The organism is Rhizobium sp. BK112, from assembly GCF_014193215.1.
GTDB classification, from domain to species: domain Bacteria; phylum Pseudomonadota; class Alphaproteobacteria; order Rhizobiales; family Rhizobiaceae; genus Rhizobium; species Rhizobium anhuiense.
Genome location: NZ_JACHYZ010000002.1, coordinates 530,463 through 547,732, shown reverse-complemented (window position 1 = coordinate 547,732; position 17,270 = coordinate 530,463). Strand labels below are relative to the sequence as shown.

The following is a 17,270-nucleotide window of genomic DNA, read 5'->3' as shown; positions in this document are numbered from 1 at the left end:
CCCAAGCGCTACACTAGCGGAGCCCCACGAGGTTCACACTCCAATTTGGCCGAGTGAGCGATGAAAAATGGCAAGGCGGTCGTCCTGGTCGTCGAAGACAGCACGATCATTCGGATGGGTGCCGTCGATCTGGTGCTCTCTGCGGGATACGAAGCGCTGGAGGCGCGTGATGCGGACGAGGCAATTCGCATCCTTGAGTCGCGAAACGATGTCGATCTGGTCTTCACCGATGTTCAGATGCCCGGCACGATGGATGGCATCAAGCTATCTCATTACATCAGGGATCGGTGGCCGCCCGTCAGGTTGATTGTTGCATCCGGCGAAGCCATCCTCGAAGAAAGCAGCCTCCCCACCGGCAGCCGGTTTTTCTCCAAACCCTACGACAGCCACGCGATTACCGATGCAATGGCCCATCTGCTGTCGATCGGGAATAATGAGTGGATAAATTAAGTGTTTTCTCCCCCACAAGCCATTGTGGGCGCGTTGTCGAAGACGCCGAAGTCCGCAGCGATGTTGAAAACATCACCGCGCGAACCGCAAAGTCGATCGTAGCTCTCGCCCACGACCTGTCGGTGTTTTTGTGGGCGCATATATCCTTTGGCCGGGGGAAGCGCATTTCCTCAGGAATTTCCTCAGGACGTGGGAGACCGAGCAATTTGTCGATCGTCTCTTCTGAATTCAGTCACGGTCGGTCGCTGCGACGCAATTCGCGGGGCGCGCTATGACACGGGACTGCCACAGCCTCAAGCCGCGCGTGAGCGCGACCCGAGAGCGTGATGAAGGCGGCCGGGCGGGCCGCCTCGGCTCCATCAGGCCGTACGTCTGACCATTCTGGCAACGGCGATCAGGATGCAGGCTCCGATGAAGCCCGCGATCAGATAACCCAGCCAGCCGCCCAGGGCGACGCCGAAGAGCGACAGGATAAAGTTGGCGACGATGGCGCCGACAATACCGAGTATGATGTTCATGAGCACGCCCATGTTGCTCTTCATGAGCAATTCGGCGAGCCAGCCGGCAATGCCGCCGATGATGATTGCGGCGATCCAGCCGATACCTGCATTTTCCATAGCAATTCCCCATTGTGAAATACGCCGGCTATCGCGTCTCGCAGGTCGAGCTAAACCGATTGCCAAGCGACAAGACTATAACCTTCGGCGGCGCCAGTTGGTTCCATAAGCCCCCGCCCCCAGCGGTCATGTGCGCCTCGCGATCTGATTCAGTCACCTGTCGGCCGCGGGCCAATCGTTGGAAGGTTCCTCTATCACCTCGTCGTCCGCGGGATCGGGGTCGCGCTCAAGGGCTGCGCGCAGATTGCCGATCTCCTTGATGATCGCATCGAAGACGTCCTGCTGCCTGGCCCCGGCCACAACGCAGTCGTCGACGAGATGCTCCAGCTTGGCGCGAAGCCCGACTTTCCAGTTATTTTTGCTCATGGCCTTCTCCTCCTCTGTCCGACAGTTCCCACCGCCGTTGATAGGCGGGCGGCGGCTTCCGCCTGGCGTTTCGTTGCACATCGCCGCTGTTCCTGACATCGATCGGCGGCGTCGACGATCGTCATTCATCCCGCTTTCTTGCGGACGCTTCGGCCTTTGACGTGGCGCGGCTTGTCGCCGTCGTCCAAGGAACGGCGGGAAACCATTGGCGCCCGGTTGCGTCTGAAGCCGCTCCCTCCCCCATCACCTTACCAATCCGTAAGTTGTGGCCAAGCTGTCCTCTCGGCTAAATCTCGCCATCCAGGCAAGTCGGGAACAATCGGGCTGATGCGAATCCTGCTTATCGAGGACGATACGAAGACGTCCGATTATATCGCCAAGGGCTTCTCCGAGGCAGGGCATGTCTGTGACGTGTTTGGCGACGGCCGCGACGGACTGTTTCAGGCGCAGCGCGAGGCCTATGACGTCATCGTTGTCGATCGCATGCTTCCGGGCCTCGACGGGTTGGCGATCGTCCGCTCACTCCGCGCTGCCAAGGTCGGCACACCGGCGCTGTTCCTGACGTCGATCGGCGGCGTCGACGATCGGGTCGAGGGGCTGGAGGCGGGCGGCGACGATTATCTGGTCAAACCCTTCGCCTTCTCCGAGCTTCTGGCGCGCGTCAATGCACTTGGCCGCCGCCCGCCGGTGCAGGAGCAGCGGACGGTGCTGAAGGTTGCCGATCTCGAGCTCGATCTGATCCGCCGGGAGGCCCGCCGCGCCGGGCAGATGATCGAGCTGCAGCCGCGCGAATTCACCCTGCTCGAGGTGCTGATGCGCGGCGAAGGCCGGGTCATCACCAAGACCATGCTGCTGGAACGGGTCTGGGATTTCCACTTCGATCCGAAGACCAGCGTCGTCGAGACCCATATCAGCCGGCTGAGAGCCAAGGTCGACAAGCCATTCGAGGCCCAGCTTCTGCACACCGTCCGCAACACCGGATACAGCCTGCATGCGCCTCGAACAGGATGATTTCAGGCCCATCGGCGTGAAAATCTCAAATCCTGTTCGCAATCTAAAGAGCAAGAGCATGATGTCGTCCGAAAACCGCGCACACTTTTCGGCATCATGCTCCAGCCTGCGCAGGAGCACGCCGTTCCGGCTTGCCGTCACCTTCGGCGTGCTGTTCGTCGTCGCCTTCATCTTGAGCGGCGCGATCATCTATCACATGCTGCGCCTCGGCCTTGCGCGTGATCTCGAACAGTCGCTGGGCGAGATGAATTCGCTGATCGTCTCGACCTACGAACCCAATGACACCGAGGATCTGGTCAACACGCTGAACAATTATGCGAGCTTCCAATCGACCTCCGACGGGCTTTATTCGCTGACCGATGCAGGCGGGCGCAAACTTGCCGGCAATTTCGCCGCACCCCGCATCCCGAACGGCGTCTATACCGTCACCTCCAGGGATGTCGGGCTGAAAGGGCATGAACGCTATCGGATGCAGGTGTCGACCATCGGCCCCTACAGCCTGGTGGTGGCGGAAAACTTCAACGATGTCGACGAGATGCTGCGGATCGTGCTGGTGAGCTTCGAATGGGCGGCCGCGATCGTCGTGGCGACCGCGATCGGCGGCGGCGTCTTTCTTGCCGTTCGTGCCCAGGCGCGGCTGGACAGCGTCGCCCACACGATGAACGACGTCTCGCACGGCGCGCTCGACGCCCGTATCGCCATCAGCGGCAACGGCGACGATCTCGATACGGTAGCGCTCCAGATCAATGCGGCGCTGGAACGGCTGCAGCGCTTGGTCGAGAGCATGCGGCAGGTGAGCGCCGACATCGCCCACGACCTGAAGACGCCTCTCAACCGGCTGCGCCTGACGCTCGATGCCGCAGTGGCTGGAAATGACCGGCAGGCGGATGTTTCGGCTCTGCTTGACGAAGCGAGACACGAGAGCGACCGGATCAACGCCACCTTCGAGGCGCTGCTGCGCATTTCCCAGATCGAGGCCGGCGCCCGCAAGGAGCGTTTCCAGGCGACCGACATCGATGCCGTGCTGGCCGTGATTTCCGAAGTCTATGTCGATGTCGCGGAAGATGCGCGCCAGTCCTTGACGATCGCGGAGCGCTGTCCCGCGCTCATTCGGGGCGACCGCGATCTGTTGACGCAGATGATCGCCAACCTGGTGGAAAACGCGATCAACCACTGCCCGGCCGGAACCGACATCACGGTTTCGCTCCGCCGCCAGGGCGGCCACGCAATCGTCTCGGTCGCCGATAGCGGCCCCGGCATTCCCGCCGGCGAAAGGGATAAGGTCTTCCGACGTCTCTACCGGCTCGACAAGAGCCGCACGACACCGGGAAGCGGCCTCGGGCTCAGCCTCGTCAAGGCCATCGCCGAGCTGCATTCGGCTGATATCACCATGGCGGACAATCATCCCGGCCTCATCGTTTCGATCGGCTTCCCGCTAATGCCGGGGGAGCGGTTCTGACCGCTCATCCCCGGGGGAGCGGTTCTAGCCGCTCATCCCCGGGGGAGCGGTTCTAACCGCTCATCCCCGGGGGGGCGGTTCTAGCCGCTCATCCCCGGGGGGGCGGTTCTAGCCGCTCACCCTCCAAGCCGCGAGACGGCGCAAGCGGCGCGCAAACCGGCGCATTTCAGCGGCCGTGCGATAGGGCAGGACGCTCCATGGCCGGCGGCGGCCAAGCCGGTAGGTCGACAGTCCTGCCTGTATCTGGGAACAGGGATCCGCCCTTTGGCTCACCGGCGCCGGCTCAACGAAGCAGGCGCTCAGCCCCTCATCGAACTCCAGATCGAAGGCGAGATCATAGGGCAGGCACATGGGCAGAAGCGCGCCGGCAATCCACCCGGCCGCCTTGCGATTGATCAGATAGGCGCCGGACCCCTTCTCGCGGGTGAGCGCGATGGCAAGCGAGCGCGACGCGGTCAACGGCTCCACCTTGTGCTTTTTCCCGGAACTGACGGTGGACAGACGCAGGATGTCCCAGCGCGCCTGATGCTCGAGGGCGGCGTCGATCAGCTCGGCCAGATCGTCATCGAAATCGAGATCGTCTTCCAGAATGAGCGCGAACTCGGCATCGTCGGCAAGGAAGCGCCTGGCGCATTCGACATGGCTGAGATAGCAGCCGATCTCGAAAGGGTTCGGCCGGCGGCCGTGCCGGCTGAGATAGGCCGCTTCGTCGAAGCCCGGATGCGGCAGGCTCAGTCCCGCGCCATCGACCGCCGCCACACGCTCGAAGGCAAGGCCGACGCTTGCCAGCAGGCGCTCCATTCGAAACCTGCGCAATGGCGCACGGTCGAGATTGATCAGGTAGGTGTTGACCCGCAGGCTGACCGGATGAATGGCCGGCATAAGGGTGGCAGGTGCGGCGCGCATATTCATGAGAGAGCTACCTCGACTTGGCAATGACGGCGCCAAGCCTGCGCTCCAAACCTCACGGGGACCTCGCCCGAACCATACATTTTCGTAAAGTGCGGCGGTCGAACAGCCGGGGCTGCATTCTTACGGATTGGTATAGTGCCGGCAAAGGACGCGTAAGAATGCCGCACTACCAGCTCTCGTGCGGCACGCAGCGGACGCCTCCCTTCCCGCGATCGAACCGACAACCACCGCGCCTTCGATGACGACAGCGACCACTGCGTGCCGCGCCGTTTGACCCTTGGCAACGGACTCCCGGGGATCCCGCTGAGACCGGCCCCAACCTCCGTCATTCCAGGCCTTGAGCCTGGAATCCAGGCCCGCTGCTGATGGAGGCGAGAATGTGGATCCTCGGGTCAAGCCCGAGGAGGACGGAGCGTGAGGAGACGTCTGGGCAACAGCTGGCCGATACGGCCCGGTTGTGTCGGCATCGTTTTTCGTGAAAAGTTGCGGCATGAGTGACCACGTCAAGATCGACATTCGCGCCCTGCGCAAAATTGGGTGGGATCATTGGGACCCCATCGGAATTCGTCAGCTCGACGATTCAGCCTGGCGAGACGACGCAGCCGATGAATACGACACCTATCTCCTTCAGGCCGCCAACATGATCCTGCAGGGCGCGACAGTCGAAACGGTTGCGGCCTATCTCGATGACATCATTTCCGATTCTATGGCGCTCGGACCTCCAAGCGAGGCCGTTCATCGCGCTTCCCTGCGTACGGCCGAAGCGATCTCGGCCTATTTGCAGGTCGATCGAGCACACTTCTGAGGCACAGGCATCTTCGAACAGTCTCTGAAAAGGGGAAAATCTTGGCCGAGAATGATTATGATGCGTTCGCGGCGGCTTATGATGCCGATAACGAGGTCAATGCCTGGAATGCCTATTACGAGCGGCCGGCTATTCTTGCCCTGGTTGGCGACGCCGCCGGGCTTTCCGTGCTCGATGCCGGATGCGGCGGCGGGGCGCATGCGGCAGCGCTGATCGAGCGCGGGGCTGTCGTGACCGGGATCGACGCAAGTGCCGGCATGCTTGATATCGCGCAGCGTCGCCTGGAAGGGCGCGCGCGCCTGCTGACCGCTGATCTCAACGAGCCCTTGCCATTCGAGGACAAGGCTTTCGACCTGATCCTTGCCTCGCTGGTCATGCATTATCTGCCCGACTGGTCGAGGCCGCTTTCGGAATTCAACCGGCTGCTCGCGGCAGGCGGTCGCCTGGTTTTTTCCACGCACCATCCCTTCATGGATCACGCCTCGACCGGCCGCGACAATTATTTCGAGACCTACAGCTTCGATGAGACCTGGCAGCGCGGCGGAAGGGAGATCGCCATGCGCTTCTGGCATCGGCCGCTGCACGCCATGTTCGAGGCGCTGAAGTCGGCCGGATTTCAGATCGACATCGTCAGCGAGCCCCAGCCCGACCCGCAAGCCCGCACGCTTTTTCCGCAGGCCTATCAGAGCCTGACGACCAAGCCGCGGTTCCTGTTCTTCTCGGTGGTGAAAGCGTGACGACGGGTGCTGGTACCGGGGTCTCTTGACTCTCTCGGGCGTGGTGCTCCGAGGTCGCGGAGCTGTTCCTGCCTTTGAAATAGCACCGCCGGACGGCGGCTTGCTTATCGAAGGATAAGGCTGCTTTACCGCCACTTTGCTGCCGTTCGAGGTCGATGCGAGGAACGTGCTATGTGTTAGGATGCGGCCCGAAGGCGGAATGCGACAGGCGCACTGCGAGGGGCGGTGTGATCGCACCCGAATTTGCGCGACCTAGAGCCGACGTTCAAAGGGGAGACGAGGACGATGCCGACACCACAGCAACCCAGTCTGATAGTTCGACAGAAATCCCCACCGAACATCGAGTTTCCGTTTGCGTCGCTCTCCGATTGGCTGATCCCGACCGAGCAGTTCTTCGTGCGAAACCATTTCCCGTCGCCGGACCTCGATGCGCGAGACTGGAGATTGCGCGTTGGCGGGGCGGTGGAGCGGCCGATCGAACTTGACCTCGACAGCATCAAGGCGATGCGGAGCACGACTTTATCAGCCGTCGTCGAGTGTGCAGGGAACGGGCGCGTCTATTATGAGCCGCCGAAGGAGGGGTTGCAGTGGCAGAACGGAGCCGTCGGCAATGCCGCGTGGACAGGTGTTCTTCTGCGCGAGATTTTGGAAATGGCAGGCGTTAAGCCAACCGCATGTGAGGTTCTGCTCGCAGGCGCCGACAGCGGCGTCGTCGACACGAACAAGAAAACGGCTTCTCCCGGTCCCATCGCTTTTGCGCGCAGTTTACCGCTTGAGAAGGCCATCGCTGACAGCACGATCCTTGCCTATTCGATGAACGAGGCGCCGTTGACGCGCGATCACGGCTACCCGCTGCGCGCGGTCGTGGGTGGCTGGTTCGGCATGGCTTGGGTCAAGTGGATCACGGATATCACGGTTGTGGAGCAACCGTTCCTTGGCTACTGGCAGGCGCGCGACTATTTCCGTTGGGAGCGCAACCTCGGGGAACCCAGGCTGGTCCCCCTTGCGGAGATGGAGGTCAAAGCGCAGATCGCGCGTCCGGTCCAGGGGGCGCAGCTCATCGCCGGCCAGCCGTACCGGATTTTTGGAGCCGCCTGGAGCGGAGAGGCTCCTATCCGGCAGGTGCAGGTCTGCACCGGAGATGGCAGGGGCTGGCGCGAGGGAAGGCTCCTCGAAACAGAACGTCCCTTTGCATGGCGCTTGTGGGAGTACATGTGGACCCCTGAAGAAGTGGGGCGATATACACTGCGATGTCGCGCTGTCGATGGGGCGGGGAGCGTGCAGCCCGAGCTCCAACGTTCCGACTGCGAGAGCTACGCGGCCAATTGGATCATTCCGGTGGAGGTTACGGTCGTTCCCGAGCCACAGACGTACCAGGAGGAATTCGTGATCTGATCACCCGCTGGGGCGGAATGGCGGCTTTTGGCGCTTTGTTGCCGTGACGCTTCGACGGCAAACCCCGATGGCAGGGCTGCTTCTGTGCTTCATCTTCGAAAGCGGACGAGATCTTCCAATTCACTGTCACCCATTGACGTGAACCGGTTTCACCCCAATACGGTCAGGCCAGCCAGACAGACAACAGGAGTGCAAAGTGAGCGAACCGACCGTAGCCGATGCAACAAACCGCATTTATGAGTCGCTCCAGGCTGATAACGCCGAAATCGACGCGCATATCGCCACTCTCAAGGCGGCGTTGACGCGGGCGGGTTTAAAAGAGGCCGTATTCGACCCGGCCAGGCTCGTGCAGAATAACCGGTCTGGCAGGAAGCGAATGCAGGCCTACTTTCGGCAGCGCGGTGTCATGGTGACATTCTCAGCCTCGTGAAGCCTTCCCATCAAGGCAGACGGCTGTAATCACCTCAGCGGGCCGAGCAGCGTGACGTCGGGGCATTTGCGACACTGCGGGGCCGAACAATTCCGGCGTCAACCGCCCCTCGCCCCGCCGTAAGCCCCCTGCTCGCCCACAAGAGCAGCAGCGGCAGCGGCATCCGGCTGAGGTCTTCGGCTCGATTGGCACGGTTCTGGCGAAAACACACGCCCCGCCCTCCGTCATCCCAGGCCTTGAGCCTGGGATCCATGGCCGTGGCTGATGGAGGCCGGCGTGGATCCTCGGGTCAAGCCCGAGGAGGACGGAGGGTGGGGTGAGCTCTGCGGCAAGGACAGCGATGGCGGATGGGAGATGGGCGATTTTTTCGCCCGTTGCCCCGTCATCACCCACCTCTCGCCCCCCGCAACGCCGTCAAACCCCTGCGCAGCCACAGCAATTGCTGCGGCGGCATCTGGCGCAAATGGTCGTAGTCCATCACCGTGACGTTATAGACCGTGCTCCTGACCTGCGGTCCATCAGGGCAGCGCAGCAGGATGCCCTGCAGCGCCATCATGCGGTTGCTGGCCTTGCGGGCGCGGTCGGCGTGGGTGTCGGTCACCTCGCCTTCGTGGCCCTTGACGGCAAAGAGCGATTGCGCCCTCGGGCTCGGGGCCGGGATGCCTGTGGTCTTGTGGTAGCGGGCGATGGCCTCGGCATAGTCGTCGCCGGCCTGGCGCTGCTCGGCGGTGATCAGGCCGTCGAGGAAGATGCGGCCGAGGGTATAGCCGGCAAAGGGGCTCTTGACCGTCTCGTCGGTGACCGTCCGGCCGAAGCCATGGATGCGGCGGCGGGCCGATATCGCCACGCTGATATTCTCCTTCTCGGTTTCGAAGGGCTTGATCTTGCCGCAGGGAAAACGCTCGACATTCTCCTTGCGCGGCCGGCCGGCGCCCTTGTTGACCCGTCCTGTCTTCACCTTGGTGGCTTTGCCGCCCATGCTGATCGTCCTTTTATCGAATGATGCCGTTTCTGAGTGCCGCGGCGACCAGCGCCGTATCCTTGAAGACGCCGAGCCGCGCCTTGGCGTTTGATATGTGCGTATTCACGGTGATGTGGGAGATGCCGAGAATGGTGCCGATCTCGGCTGCTGTCTTGCCCGCCGCCATCCAGCGGATGATTTCGGTTTCGCGTGGGGTGACCTTGCTCATGGCTCTGCAGGCCCATCGATGCACGGCACGCGCGGCATCGTCACATGCGCGCCCGACATGGTCACCCGCGTCACGCGGTCGGGGTGGCGGATCGGCTGGACGGGCGGGCCCGCCTTCGGCTGCGGATGCCAGGCGTCCTGCCTCGAGGGAAACCTGTCGCGGTTGCGGGATGCCATGTTGATGACGGTGTTCTTCTTCGAGCCGAACATGACGGCGATTTCTCTGGCCGACAGCCCTTCCTTCCAGAGCTTTTCCGCCTTGACGATCTTGTCTTCCGTCCAGAATGTGATGGTCACCTCAATGCCTCCTCATGTCGTGCGGCCCTTGCAATGATCGGGTTGTCGGGGAACATCCTGGCGAGCTCCCGCTTGGCGTTGCGGCTGCCATTGGCGGCGTCGCGCAGCAGCTGCATCTTGTAGGCGGCGACCTTCGGCTGCGGCCTCTCCGGCTCGGCCTCCATGCGCGGACGGCTCTCCGCCTCGATCGCCGCCTGCTGATTGCGGCATTGCTCGGCGAAACTGGCGCAGCTCGGAGCGAAGGCGCGGTTATGATCCCGGACCTTTCCGCAGATGAAGAGTTTGGCCGCCTGCCAGACCGCCTCCAGCGGAATGCCCTCGATCGCGACGAGATAGGCGCGGATCTGCATGTCGGGATCAGTGCCTGCGGATGCCGGGAAACCCGAAAGCATCCCAGCTATGATCTTCACCGGAGAGGAAATCTCTTGCGGCATCCACTGTCGTCCTTCTCGTACTGCTGTTGATCGACCCGGCTTCCCTCGCCTTCTCCTTGAGGTACCAGTCGCATTTGATCGCCTGCCAGCCGCGGAAGATCTGCATCTCGGCGGCGCCGACCGGGTCGCCGGTCGCCAGATATTCCCGCGCCTGCATCCTCGCCGCATAAGCCGTCAGCGGCTTCTTCAGCGTGCGTTTGCGATGCTCGATGATCGCCGCTGCCAGCTCCTCCCCCAGCACCGGGCTGAGGATGTCCATGATCTCCTGGTTCATTGTGTCCTTCGCCATGCGATGTCCTTTCCCGATTGAGATGGCCGGCTTCAAACCCGCACCCGCCGTCGGCCGCCGGCGAAATTGACCGGCGTGCCCGGCTTGAGGGGGCGGCGGGGAAAGCGGCGAATCTCCGCGCCGGCATGGTCCTGCTGGGCGGTGTCGCCCTTCTCGGCGCTTCGAAGCGCGTGGATCTCGGTTTCGACAGACGGCACCGACACGCCGAGGATGGCAGCGATTTCGATATAGTCCCGGCCGGAGCGGAAGAGCTCGAGCGCGTTCATGTGGGTGCCTTGCTGCGCCGGGGCGGCCTTGAGCTGGAAGCTCATCGCTTGATCCTTCTTCGAACGCGGTTCGCCGTTCCCGCCGAAGCGGGTGCTGCCAACGCCTTTGATTTTTCACGGATGACGACCGGAGCCCGGCTCTGTTGCGGAGCAAAAGCTCCGGTCGTCTGCCAGGCCGCCGCCTGGGTCGGGCACGAGCGCGCCCGGTGGGCACGACATCGTCGCGCCCGGGATGCCGGCGTCGCCGAGGGAGGGCGACGACGCCAGCCACCGATAGCCATCAGGGAGGAGTGAGGCTGTCGGGATCGGGGATCGGAAGAGCGCCGGGGGCGATCTCCCGCAGCTCTTTCGGGCTGGTCGGCCGGCTGCAAGTCTCGCAGTGGCGCTCGATCACCTCGGCGATCGACAGCGCCTTGCCGCAATGCGGGCAGCCGGTGTAGCGGGCGGACGGGGTGGAGATGGTCACAGCGACTCCACCTCCCGGTTGGCGTTCAGCACCTGCTGCAGGGCCTTGGCGAGGAAGGGGATATCCTCGTTGCGAACTGGTATCGCGGACATCCGCCCTCCCCTTGGCCCTTGCGGCCGGTGAATGACGACGCCGGTCGGCACGACGTCCATGGCGAGCCTCTCTTGCGAGGAAATGGTGAACCTCATGGCGTCTCCTCCAGTCCGAAAGGCTGGACCGTTGTTGATGATGTCGGTGTTTGTCATAGCGATTAGGGTACAATTAATACCCGATATGTCAAGCACATTAGGGCATGACATGTACCTTAATTTAGGGTATTTTTTATATCATGTTGAAAGATCAGGAACAATTTGAACGCGAAGAACGCGCAAAGCGCCTCGTCATGGCCAGGAAGAATGCTGGCTTTGCCGGGCCGAAGGCGATCGTCGATCGGTTCGGCTGGAATGCGAATGTCTACAAGGCGCATGAATCCGGCCGCAACGGCTTCGGCATCGCCGATGCGAAGAAGTATGCCCGCGCTTTCAAGGTCAATCTCAACTGGCTGCAGTTCGGCACCGGCAACGCGCTCGATCCCGATGAGCTGCCGGTCTCCGTCGCCGATGTGCCGAAGATCTCCTGGGTCAGCGCCGGCCAGCTCAGCGAGCAGGCGCCGATCACCGACTTCTCGGAATTCCCGACGGTCGCCGCCCTCGATCTGCCCGATGGCGAATGGATCGCGCTCGAGGTCGAGGGCAATTCGATGAACAAGATCTCGCCGCCGGGCTCGATCATCTTCGTCAATCTGCGCGACAAGCGCCTGGCGCCGAATGCGCTTTATGTCGTCGCCGACGAAACGGGCGCTGCGACCTACAAGCGCTATCGCCCGAACGACAACCCGCCCTTCCAGCCCGCCTCTTACGAGGACGTGCCGCCGCCGGAATTCCAGGGCGCCGTCACCATCGTCGGCCGCGTCCGCCGATCGATCATCGAGATGTAGGGATGAGAGCGCAAGGCGCGGAAACGATGCCGCGAATCAATCAAATTCAATAGAAAAAACAGGATGATCCGCCCTTCATCGCGCGCCGGCAGAATCTGATTCTACATCGTCACGGCGGCGGTGCTTCTCCTGGCATACAGCGCGGCGCGGGAGATGTACGGCCTGTAGGATTTCGCTCCGAAGCTCGCCGATCCCCAGCCGGGATCACGAGGGATATCGGGACGACGCATCCTCTGAAGCCACAAATTGCGGAAGCTCCGGATGCCGTTCGCGCACCACTCGCGACACCGCCACCAGGATGGACCGGATGGCGGCGGGAAACATATCCGTCGGCAGCTTTTCCTCCCACGGATCGTAGAACTCGGTGATGCCAGGCCCGCCTCGATCACCTCGTCGGTGATTTCGATGTCGCTGCGCATGGCCGGCCTCCTTTTTTCTCCTAGCTTCATACTCCAACTTCAATTCTCATTCCTCTCTCTTCAGCTTAGGAGGAGAAGGTTCCTGAAGGCTGGTGAGGGAGGGTTCCGGCCAAAGCTTCCCCCTACCCCATGAGCAAAGCCCATGAAGCCGGGAGAGCATTGGCCAAGTCCTGAAGGCCGGAGCCGGGATGGGACACGTGCCAGAGGGGCCATTCGCTTCGCCCTCGTCCTGATTTTCTGACAGCGCACTTAAGGACTTTCGCTTCCCGCGCCGCTGGGCTTCGTCAGCTCGGGAGTTGCACCCGGTCGCCCAATCACTGGCGACAGACATACGCCTACGATTCGTACCTCGTCAATCCATGAGGTATTTTTTATACCTTTTTACGTTGACGCGATCGGGTATAATAAATACCTTAACCTCAGAAGCCGACCAGAGGCGCGAGAGGACAGGCGATGCAGCACATTCGCAAGATCGAGACCGAGGAAAGCAAGCGGGACGCCCGCTGGAATGCGGCGCGCACGATGGGCGACTGCCGCGCCTATATGGCCAACGAGGCCCAGCGCATGGGCGCCCTCGGCTTTGCCTTCCTGCGCCGTCCCGAACATTCGATCCGCGGCCCGTCCTGGCTGCGCGGTGCTGCGGCCAGCGTCGAGGAGCACTACCGCTATGCCCGCGAGATCATGGGCATCACCGACACCGATCAGCTTTACGCCTGAGGGGAACGGAGATGTCTGCCGCCAATCCCACATCCGAACCATCGACCGAGCGCCCTTCCCGTCCCGCCGCCCGACGGGCCGGAGCAACCGAAAAGACCGGCGCCACGGCCCGTTTCACCGCCGGGGCGCCCGATCTCCTGGAGGCGCTGGTGGAGGCCGAACGCTTTTTCGACGGCAGCGACGATCACGGCTGCCCGCTTCACCAGAAAATCCTCGCCGCCATCGATACGGTGAAAGGCGGCGCATCATGAGCGATTGCCTGATCAAGGCCTTTTCCGGCTGCGCCTGCCCGCCCGGCGACTGCGCGCAAAAGCCCGTCACCCCGGCGCCGCTCAGCTTCGTCTCGTGGCGGACCCAGGCGATCGCCTGCCTCGCCTTCGGTTTCCTCGCGGCGATCATCTCGGCCGGCTGGATGGAGACACAGTTCAAAACCCGGGATCTGCGATACCAGGAGCATGTGTCATGGAAATTAGCCAGGGCTCTTGCCGACACCGCCGATCAGGAGCTGAACTTGATGTCGCTCGCCTTCGCCGCGGTAATGAATGCCCGCCGCACCTGCTCGGGCCCGGCGGCATCATTGAACACGTCAAGCACAAGACGTTCGGCAGCCTTCGCCGCCGGCGTCTGCTCGGGCCAGTCATTCAGCAAAGTGTTGCCGGCCTGAACAACATTATAGACCGTCCTCACCTTGCCATTGATGGTGATCTTCACCGGCTTGAACCGTCGTCGCCTGCTCATGATGCATCCCCCTCACGCTGGAAATACGCGACTCAACGAATCACAGCGGGACTCGTTCCGGTTGAGATGATTCTTCGTTCGCCAGCCGGGCGCCGAGCCCGATGTCCTCCGTCTGCATGACAGGGCCTGGCTCGGATGCGTGCGAGAATGCGGCAGATGAAGCCCGAACCGGGAGGCAACACAATGGACCTTCAGAGTCTCGTCGCCGCGCACATGCCAAACCGCCGCCGGCCCACGCCGATGGGCGCCGCGGCCGAGGACCGATACTACCGAAATCAGATCACCCTGCCGTGCCTGAGGCTTCGGCTACTCGGGCTGACTGCCGCGACCGCCGGCCTGACGCTGCTGCTGGCCGGCGTCATCCACACATGAGGTGCCGTCATGCTCCGACAGAGCGATCATGCTATGCTGCGATCCGTTGTGGGGGACCGCGCGATGGACGACAGCGAGGCTGACCGGGCGGCGATCATGGCCGTGATCCGCGCCGAAACCGAGGCCTGGCTGCAGCGGGACTTCGAGGCGCTGGCGAGCCACTGGGTGCAGTCGCCGCAGACCCGGCGGATGGAATATTTCGCCTCGCTCGGCGTCCGGGTGGACGAAGGCTGGGACCCGATCGCCGCGCGGATCAGGAAGATCGTCGAGCGATTCCCGGAGAAATATGCCTTTTCGGAGCGCGTCCGCTGGGAAAAGGTCAACATCGTCGTCGACGGCAACATGGCCTGGATGACCTTCGATCAGATCGGCAGCGACACCGGCGAAGATCGCAAGCGCCAGCTGCGGATCCTCCAGCGGATCGACGGCGCCTGGAAGATCGGCTGCATGGTGATGATGGAGAGCAGCGTCGAGGAGGCGAACTGCCCGCTGATCGAGGTCGACACGGATGCCAGGATCCTCTGGACGAACCGGCTGGCGCGGGAGCGGATGCACGGCCATCCCGGGCTCGTCGCCGCCGCCGGCCGCCTGCGTGCCCGGCAGCGCGAACACGACGCAGCACTGCGGGAGGCGGTGCGCCTGGCGTTCCGCGAGCTGCAGAGCCAGAGGCCGCTGAACATCGCGCCGAAGCAGGCCTGGGCGGTGGCGCTTGGCGAAGACGCGGCCGGGATTCCGCTCCACTGCTGGGTTCTGCTCGAGGACGGCAAGGCGCTGGTCTCCTTCGACGACGCCGAGACTGTGGTGCGCCGGATCGCGAGCGCGCGGGAGGTCTTCGGCCTCTCGCCGGCGCAGACCCGGCTTGCCCGCCTGATCGTCGATGGCCACGATCTCGCAGCCGCCGCCGATCTGCTCGGGGTCAGTGTCAACACGTTGCGCACCCAGCTACAGCGCATCTTCGACAAAACCGGCGTACGCAACCAGGCGGCATTGGTACGGGCGCTGCTGAGCGCTGGGGCTCCGAGCACATAGCCTCGACCGCCGGCCCTGTGTGGCATCCCCACCAACCCAACCTTTCGATCTCGGCCATGATGCGCCGATCAGGCGATACGGTCTTCTCGAACTTGCTCGTCCAGAATTCCGTGTTGGACTTGGGTGTCGTCGCTAATTGCATCCGCATCGATCTGAACCTGATCTAAACCCGACCCTCCAAAAGAGATCGTGATATGGTTGGAGTCCAATTTGGAGGAGGGGCTATGCTGAAAAATCCTATAGTTGGACTGGCGGTTGGCGCGCTTATGGTTTTTGCGACCCACGCAGCAGCGACTGCCGATCCGCTCCCCCAAAGGTTTTGAGCGCCACAAGTTCAACGGATCGGTCAGACCGGAGGTCAAGGACGGCGTGACCCGGTTTGAGATATTCGACCGTCAGTGTTCCAATGTCGACTATGGAGATGGACGCGGCGAAAATGATTGCCGCAATGGCAACGTCCGCTCCACGATTCGCTATACGCGAGACATGAGGGTTGGCGAAAGCGTCGAATACAAGTTTGATTTCCGGCTCGATCCGACTTTTGCCTACAAAGGCTGGCACAACAACTCCGCAAATGGCTTTTATCCCGACGGCTGGGACAGCCATTTGCGTTTCGCGTCCTGGGAAGGACCGGCAATCCACAATTTCATCTATATGCTGAAGGCCGACACGCGCAACGGCGTCAACTTTCTCGCCCGCCAGTGCCAAAAACCGGAAGATTTCGGCAAATGGGCGACATTCTCGCTGAAAATCCGATGGGCAAACGATGACAGCGGATGGGTTACGGCAAGCTGCGACAACAAGGTGATCTACGCCGCCGAAGGCGAAGCAACCAACCAGGCTCCGCATTGCTGGGAATCGAACGAGTGCGAGCCGCAATCAAACCGCGACCCAAAATCATTCAACTTCATTCTCGGCCCGGTGATGATGGGTTGGGGCAATGAATGGAAGAACTATGACCATCATACGTCCCAGTTTGACGTGGTGCAGCCGGATGGTATCGGCATCGATGTCCGCAATGTCAGTGTGACCCGCGGTGTCAGCGCCTATTCCGCCGAACAAGCAGTTTTGCTCAAGACGTTGCAGCAGCAACTGGCTCATTTGGGCTGCAAGCCAGGGAATGTTGAGGGCAAGCCTGACAAGGCAACACGGCAAGCCGCTCTCTCTTGCCGCAAGTTCGAGAGCGGTTCGCTTCCCCAAGCGCTCAATCTCACGACACTGCGAGCCTTCGCTGACGCCTATGCCAAGCCGGAGACCGCCAGTCTGCCTTCAGGCGACGCCGCGGCTGGTACCGAAAACGTTTCGTCAAAACCGAGGACCTATATCAAGCTGGGCGAAATGCTTGCCATGAAGACAGGCAAGGACACTAAGGTGAATTCCAACTTCTATGGCAAGATCAAAGGCGCCAAGAAGGGGCAGAACGAGCTGGACTTCATCGTACTGGGTCAGTTCGACTACACCGACAACACTTTCAGCCAGCTGTCATTTCTTCTGCAAGACAATCTCTCCAAGGCCGAAGTGAATGCCGCGGCCAAGTGCGGCTATGGGACGATCAGATTTCCAGATGGCACAGATCATTTGGAGATCGGCATGAAACGTTCAGGAAACTCATTCTCGTCCCCACCAAGAACTGACTGCTTGATTCAAGCGCTCGGCAAACGACCGGCATCGCAGGTTCCCTACCTCACGACCGGGTTTGCCGATCTGGCTAAATCAATGGTTTCCGACGGCGGTTGGAAGAAACTGAGGCATGAAGGTCTGAAGATATTTGTCAAACGTGTTGCGGATGGTGAAATCACAGTCGGCGGCTGAGATCGCAGCATAGCGCCGCACGTTCCAGCGGCGGCGGCTTCTTCTCCACCGCGTTCCGGTCGGAGTCATTCACACCCGCTCGGC

General features: G+C 62.0%; 25 protein-coding genes and 2 pseudogenes. 14 read left to right on the top strand and 13 right to left on the bottom strand.

What is annotated here, in order from left to right; genetic code table 11:
• The first annotated feature begins 60 nt into the window (after positions 1-60).
• A complete protein-coding gene (locus FHT75_RS08040; RefSeq protein ID WP_063476544.1) occupies positions 61-450 on the top strand; it encodes a response regulator in 390 nt (129 codons plus the stop codon).
• Positions 451-809: 359 nt separating this feature from the next.
• On the opposite strand, the gene FHT75_RS08035 is transcribed toward FHT75_RS08040, so the two are convergent.
• On the bottom strand, positions 810-1,067 hold the full coding sequence (locus FHT75_RS08035; RefSeq protein WP_047614066.1) for a GlsB/YeaQ/YmgE family stress response membrane protein: 258 nt from the start codon (positions 1,065-1,067) through the stop codon (positions 810-812).
• A 153-nt stretch (positions 1,068-1,220) separates the two neighbouring features.
• Positions 1,221-1,433, bottom strand: coding sequence for a hypothetical protein (locus tag FHT75_RS08030; protein WP_047614457.1), 213 nt, complete (start codon positions 1,431-1,433; stop codon positions 1,221-1,223).
• A 327-nt stretch (positions 1,434-1,760) separates the two neighbouring features.
• Between FHT75_RS08030 and FHT75_RS08025 the strand changes: the two genes are divergently transcribed.
• Together FHT75_RS08025 and FHT75_RS08020 are read left to right on the top strand one after the other, a co-directional pair.
• Positions 1,761-2,444 (top strand): winged helix-turn-helix domain-containing protein, encoded by a 684-nt coding sequence (locus FHT75_RS08025; RefSeq protein WP_063476543.1) that lies wholly within the window; start codon positions 1,761-1,763, stop codon positions 2,442-2,444.
• Between the two features lie 58 nt (positions 2,445-2,502).
• The gene (locus FHT75_RS08020) at positions 2,503-3,903 is read left to right on the top strand and encodes a sensor histidine kinase (RefSeq protein ID WP_063476698.1); all 1,401 of its coding nucleotides are present in this window, start codon (positions 2,503-2,505) and stop codon (positions 3,901-3,903) included.
• Between the two features lie 108 nt (positions 3,904-4,011).
• On the opposite strand, the gene FHT75_RS08015 is transcribed toward FHT75_RS08020, so the two are convergent.
• Positions 4,012-4,815: a glycosyltransferase family 25 protein gene (locus tag FHT75_RS08015; RefSeq protein WP_063476542.1), complete on the bottom strand. Its 804-nt coding sequence runs from the start codon at positions 4,813-4,815 to the stop codon at positions 4,012-4,014.
• 490 nt (positions 4,816-5,305) lie between these two features.
• Between FHT75_RS08015 and FHT75_RS08010 the strand changes: the two genes are divergently transcribed.
• The 4 genes from FHT75_RS08010 (at position 5,306) to FHT75_RS07995 (ending at position 8,182) form a co-directional block, all read left to right on the top strand.
• Positions 5,306-5,620, top strand: coding sequence for a hypothetical protein (locus FHT75_RS08010; RefSeq protein WP_063476541.1), 315 nt, complete (start codon positions 5,306-5,308; stop codon positions 5,618-5,620).
• 41 nt (positions 5,621-5,661) lie between these two features.
• Entirely contained in the window at positions 5,662-6,357 is a 696-nt protein-coding gene (locus tag FHT75_RS08005; protein ID WP_063476540.1) for a class I SAM-dependent methyltransferase, read from the top strand.
• Positions 6,358-6,642: 285 nt separating this feature from the next.
• On the top strand, positions 6,643-7,752 hold the full coding sequence (locus FHT75_RS08000; RefSeq protein WP_063476539.1) for a sulfite oxidase: 1,110 nt from the start codon (positions 6,643-6,645) through the stop codon (positions 7,750-7,752).
• Between the two features lie 196 nt (positions 7,753-7,948).
• Complete coding sequence (locus FHT75_RS07995; protein ID WP_063476538.1) at positions 7,949-8,182, top strand: hypothetical protein; 234 nt, start codon at positions 7,949-7,951, stop codon at positions 8,180-8,182.
• A gap of 385 nt (positions 8,183-8,567) precedes the next feature.
• On the opposite strand, the gene FHT75_RS07990 is transcribed toward FHT75_RS07995, so the two are convergent.
• From FHT75_RS07990 to FHT75_RS07955, 8 genes are all read right to left on the bottom strand, one after another.
• On the bottom strand, positions 8,568-9,161 hold the full coding sequence (locus FHT75_RS07990; protein ID WP_063476537.1) for a hypothetical protein: 594 nt from the start codon (positions 9,159-9,161) through the stop codon (positions 8,568-8,570).
• A 13-nt stretch (positions 9,162-9,174) separates the two neighbouring features.
• Positions 9,175-9,372 carry a response regulator transcription factor gene (locus FHT75_RS07985; protein ID WP_063476536.1) on the bottom strand — a complete coding sequence of 66 codons (198 nt, stop codon included), beginning with the start codon at positions 9,370-9,372 and terminating at the stop codon, positions 9,175-9,177.
• Positions 9,369-9,668 carry a GcrA cell cycle regulator gene (locus FHT75_RS07980; RefSeq protein ID WP_063476535.1) on the bottom strand — a complete coding sequence of 100 codons (300 nt, stop codon included), beginning with the start codon at positions 9,666-9,668 and terminating at the stop codon, positions 9,369-9,371. The genes FHT75_RS07985 and FHT75_RS07980 overlap by 4 nt, the downstream gene beginning before the upstream one ends.
• Positions 9,665-10,060 (bottom strand): hypothetical protein, encoded by a 396-nt coding sequence (locus FHT75_RS07975; protein ID WP_183844695.1) that lies wholly within the window; start codon positions 10,058-10,060, stop codon positions 9,665-9,667. Before FHT75_RS07975 ends, FHT75_RS07980 begins: the two co-directional genes overlap by 4 nt.
• On the bottom strand, positions 10,026-10,391 hold the full coding sequence (locus tag FHT75_RS07970) for a hypothetical protein (RefSeq protein ID WP_063476533.1): 366 nt from the start codon (positions 10,389-10,391) through the stop codon (positions 10,026-10,028). The genes FHT75_RS07975 and FHT75_RS07970 overlap by 35 nt, the downstream gene beginning before the upstream one ends.
• Before the next feature lie 32 nt (positions 10,392-10,423).
• Positions 10,424-10,702, bottom strand: coding sequence for an RNA polymerase subunit sigma-70 (locus FHT75_RS07965; RefSeq protein ID WP_097542922.1), 279 nt, complete (start codon positions 10,700-10,702; stop codon positions 10,424-10,426).
• 235 nt (positions 10,703-10,937) lie between these two features.
• On the bottom strand, positions 10,938-11,123 hold the full coding sequence (locus FHT75_RS07960) for a hypothetical protein (protein WP_183844696.1): 186 nt from the start codon (positions 11,121-11,123) through the stop codon (positions 10,938-10,940).
• The gene (locus FHT75_RS07955) at positions 11,120-11,311 is read right to left on the bottom strand and encodes a hypothetical protein (protein ID WP_063476531.1); all 192 of its coding nucleotides are present in this window, start codon (positions 11,309-11,311) and stop codon (positions 11,120-11,122) included. The genes FHT75_RS07960 and FHT75_RS07955 overlap by 4 nt, the downstream gene beginning before the upstream one ends.
• A 140-nt stretch (positions 11,312-11,451) precedes the next feature.
• Here FHT75_RS07955 and FHT75_RS07950 point away from each other — a divergent pair, with 140 nt between their 5' ends.
• A complete protein-coding gene (locus FHT75_RS07950; RefSeq protein ID WP_007627142.1) occupies positions 11,452-12,099 on the top strand; it encodes a S24 family peptidase in 648 nt (215 codons plus the stop codon).
• Between the two features lie 101 nt (positions 12,100-12,200).
• Here the strand turns inward: FHT75_RS07950 and FHT75_RS07945 are convergent, their stop codons facing one another.
• Entirely contained in the window at positions 12,201-12,518 is a 318-nt protein-coding gene (locus FHT75_RS07945; protein ID WP_245294614.1) for a hypothetical protein, read from the bottom strand.
• 453 nt (positions 12,519-12,971) lie between these two features.
• On the opposite strand from FHT75_RS07945, the gene FHT75_RS07940 reads away from it, so the two are divergent.
• The 3 genes and pseudogenes from FHT75_RS07940 to FHT75_RS07930 form a co-directional block, all read left to right on the top strand.
• Entirely contained in the window at positions 12,972-13,235 is a 264-nt protein-coding gene (locus tag FHT75_RS07940) for a hypothetical protein (protein WP_097542798.1), read from the top strand.
• An 11-nt stretch (positions 13,236-13,246) separates the two neighbouring features.
• Entirely contained in the window at positions 13,247-13,486 is a 240-nt protein-coding gene (locus tag FHT75_RS07935; protein ID WP_047614030.1) for a hypothetical protein, read from the top strand.
• A pseudogene (locus FHT75_RS07930) lies at positions 13,483-13,704 on the top strand (hypothetical protein); the annotation flags it as partial. The gene FHT75_RS07935 and the pseudogene FHT75_RS07930, both read left to right, overlap by 4 nt.
• A 29-nt stretch (positions 13,705-13,733) precedes the next feature.
• Here FHT75_RS07930 and FHT75_RS07925 read toward each other — a convergent pair.
• Entirely contained in the window at positions 13,734-13,973 is a 240-nt protein-coding gene (locus FHT75_RS07925) for a DUF982 domain-containing protein (protein WP_018069182.1), read from the bottom strand.
• A 183-nt stretch (positions 13,974-14,156) separates the two neighbouring features.
• Here FHT75_RS07925 and FHT75_RS07920 point away from each other — a divergent pair, with 183 nt between their 5' ends.
• The 3 genes and pseudogenes from FHT75_RS07920 (at position 14,157) to FHT75_RS07910 (ending at position 17,186) form a co-directional block, all read left to right on the top strand.
• Positions 14,157-14,345, top strand: a complete 189-nt coding sequence (locus FHT75_RS07920) for a hypothetical protein (RefSeq protein ID WP_183844697.1) — start codon at positions 14,157-14,159, stop codon at positions 14,343-14,345.
• 9 nt (positions 14,346-14,354) lie between these two features.
• The gene (locus FHT75_RS07915; RefSeq protein WP_183844698.1) at positions 14,355-15,374 is read left to right on the top strand and encodes a LuxR family transcriptional regulator; all 1,020 of its coding nucleotides are present in this window, start codon (positions 14,355-14,357) and stop codon (positions 15,372-15,374) included.
• A 224-nt stretch (positions 15,375-15,598) separates the two neighbouring features.
• Positions 15,599-17,186 (top strand): annotated as a pseudogene (locus FHT75_RS07910) (hypothetical protein).
• Positions 17,187-17,270: the final 84 nt, after the last annotated feature.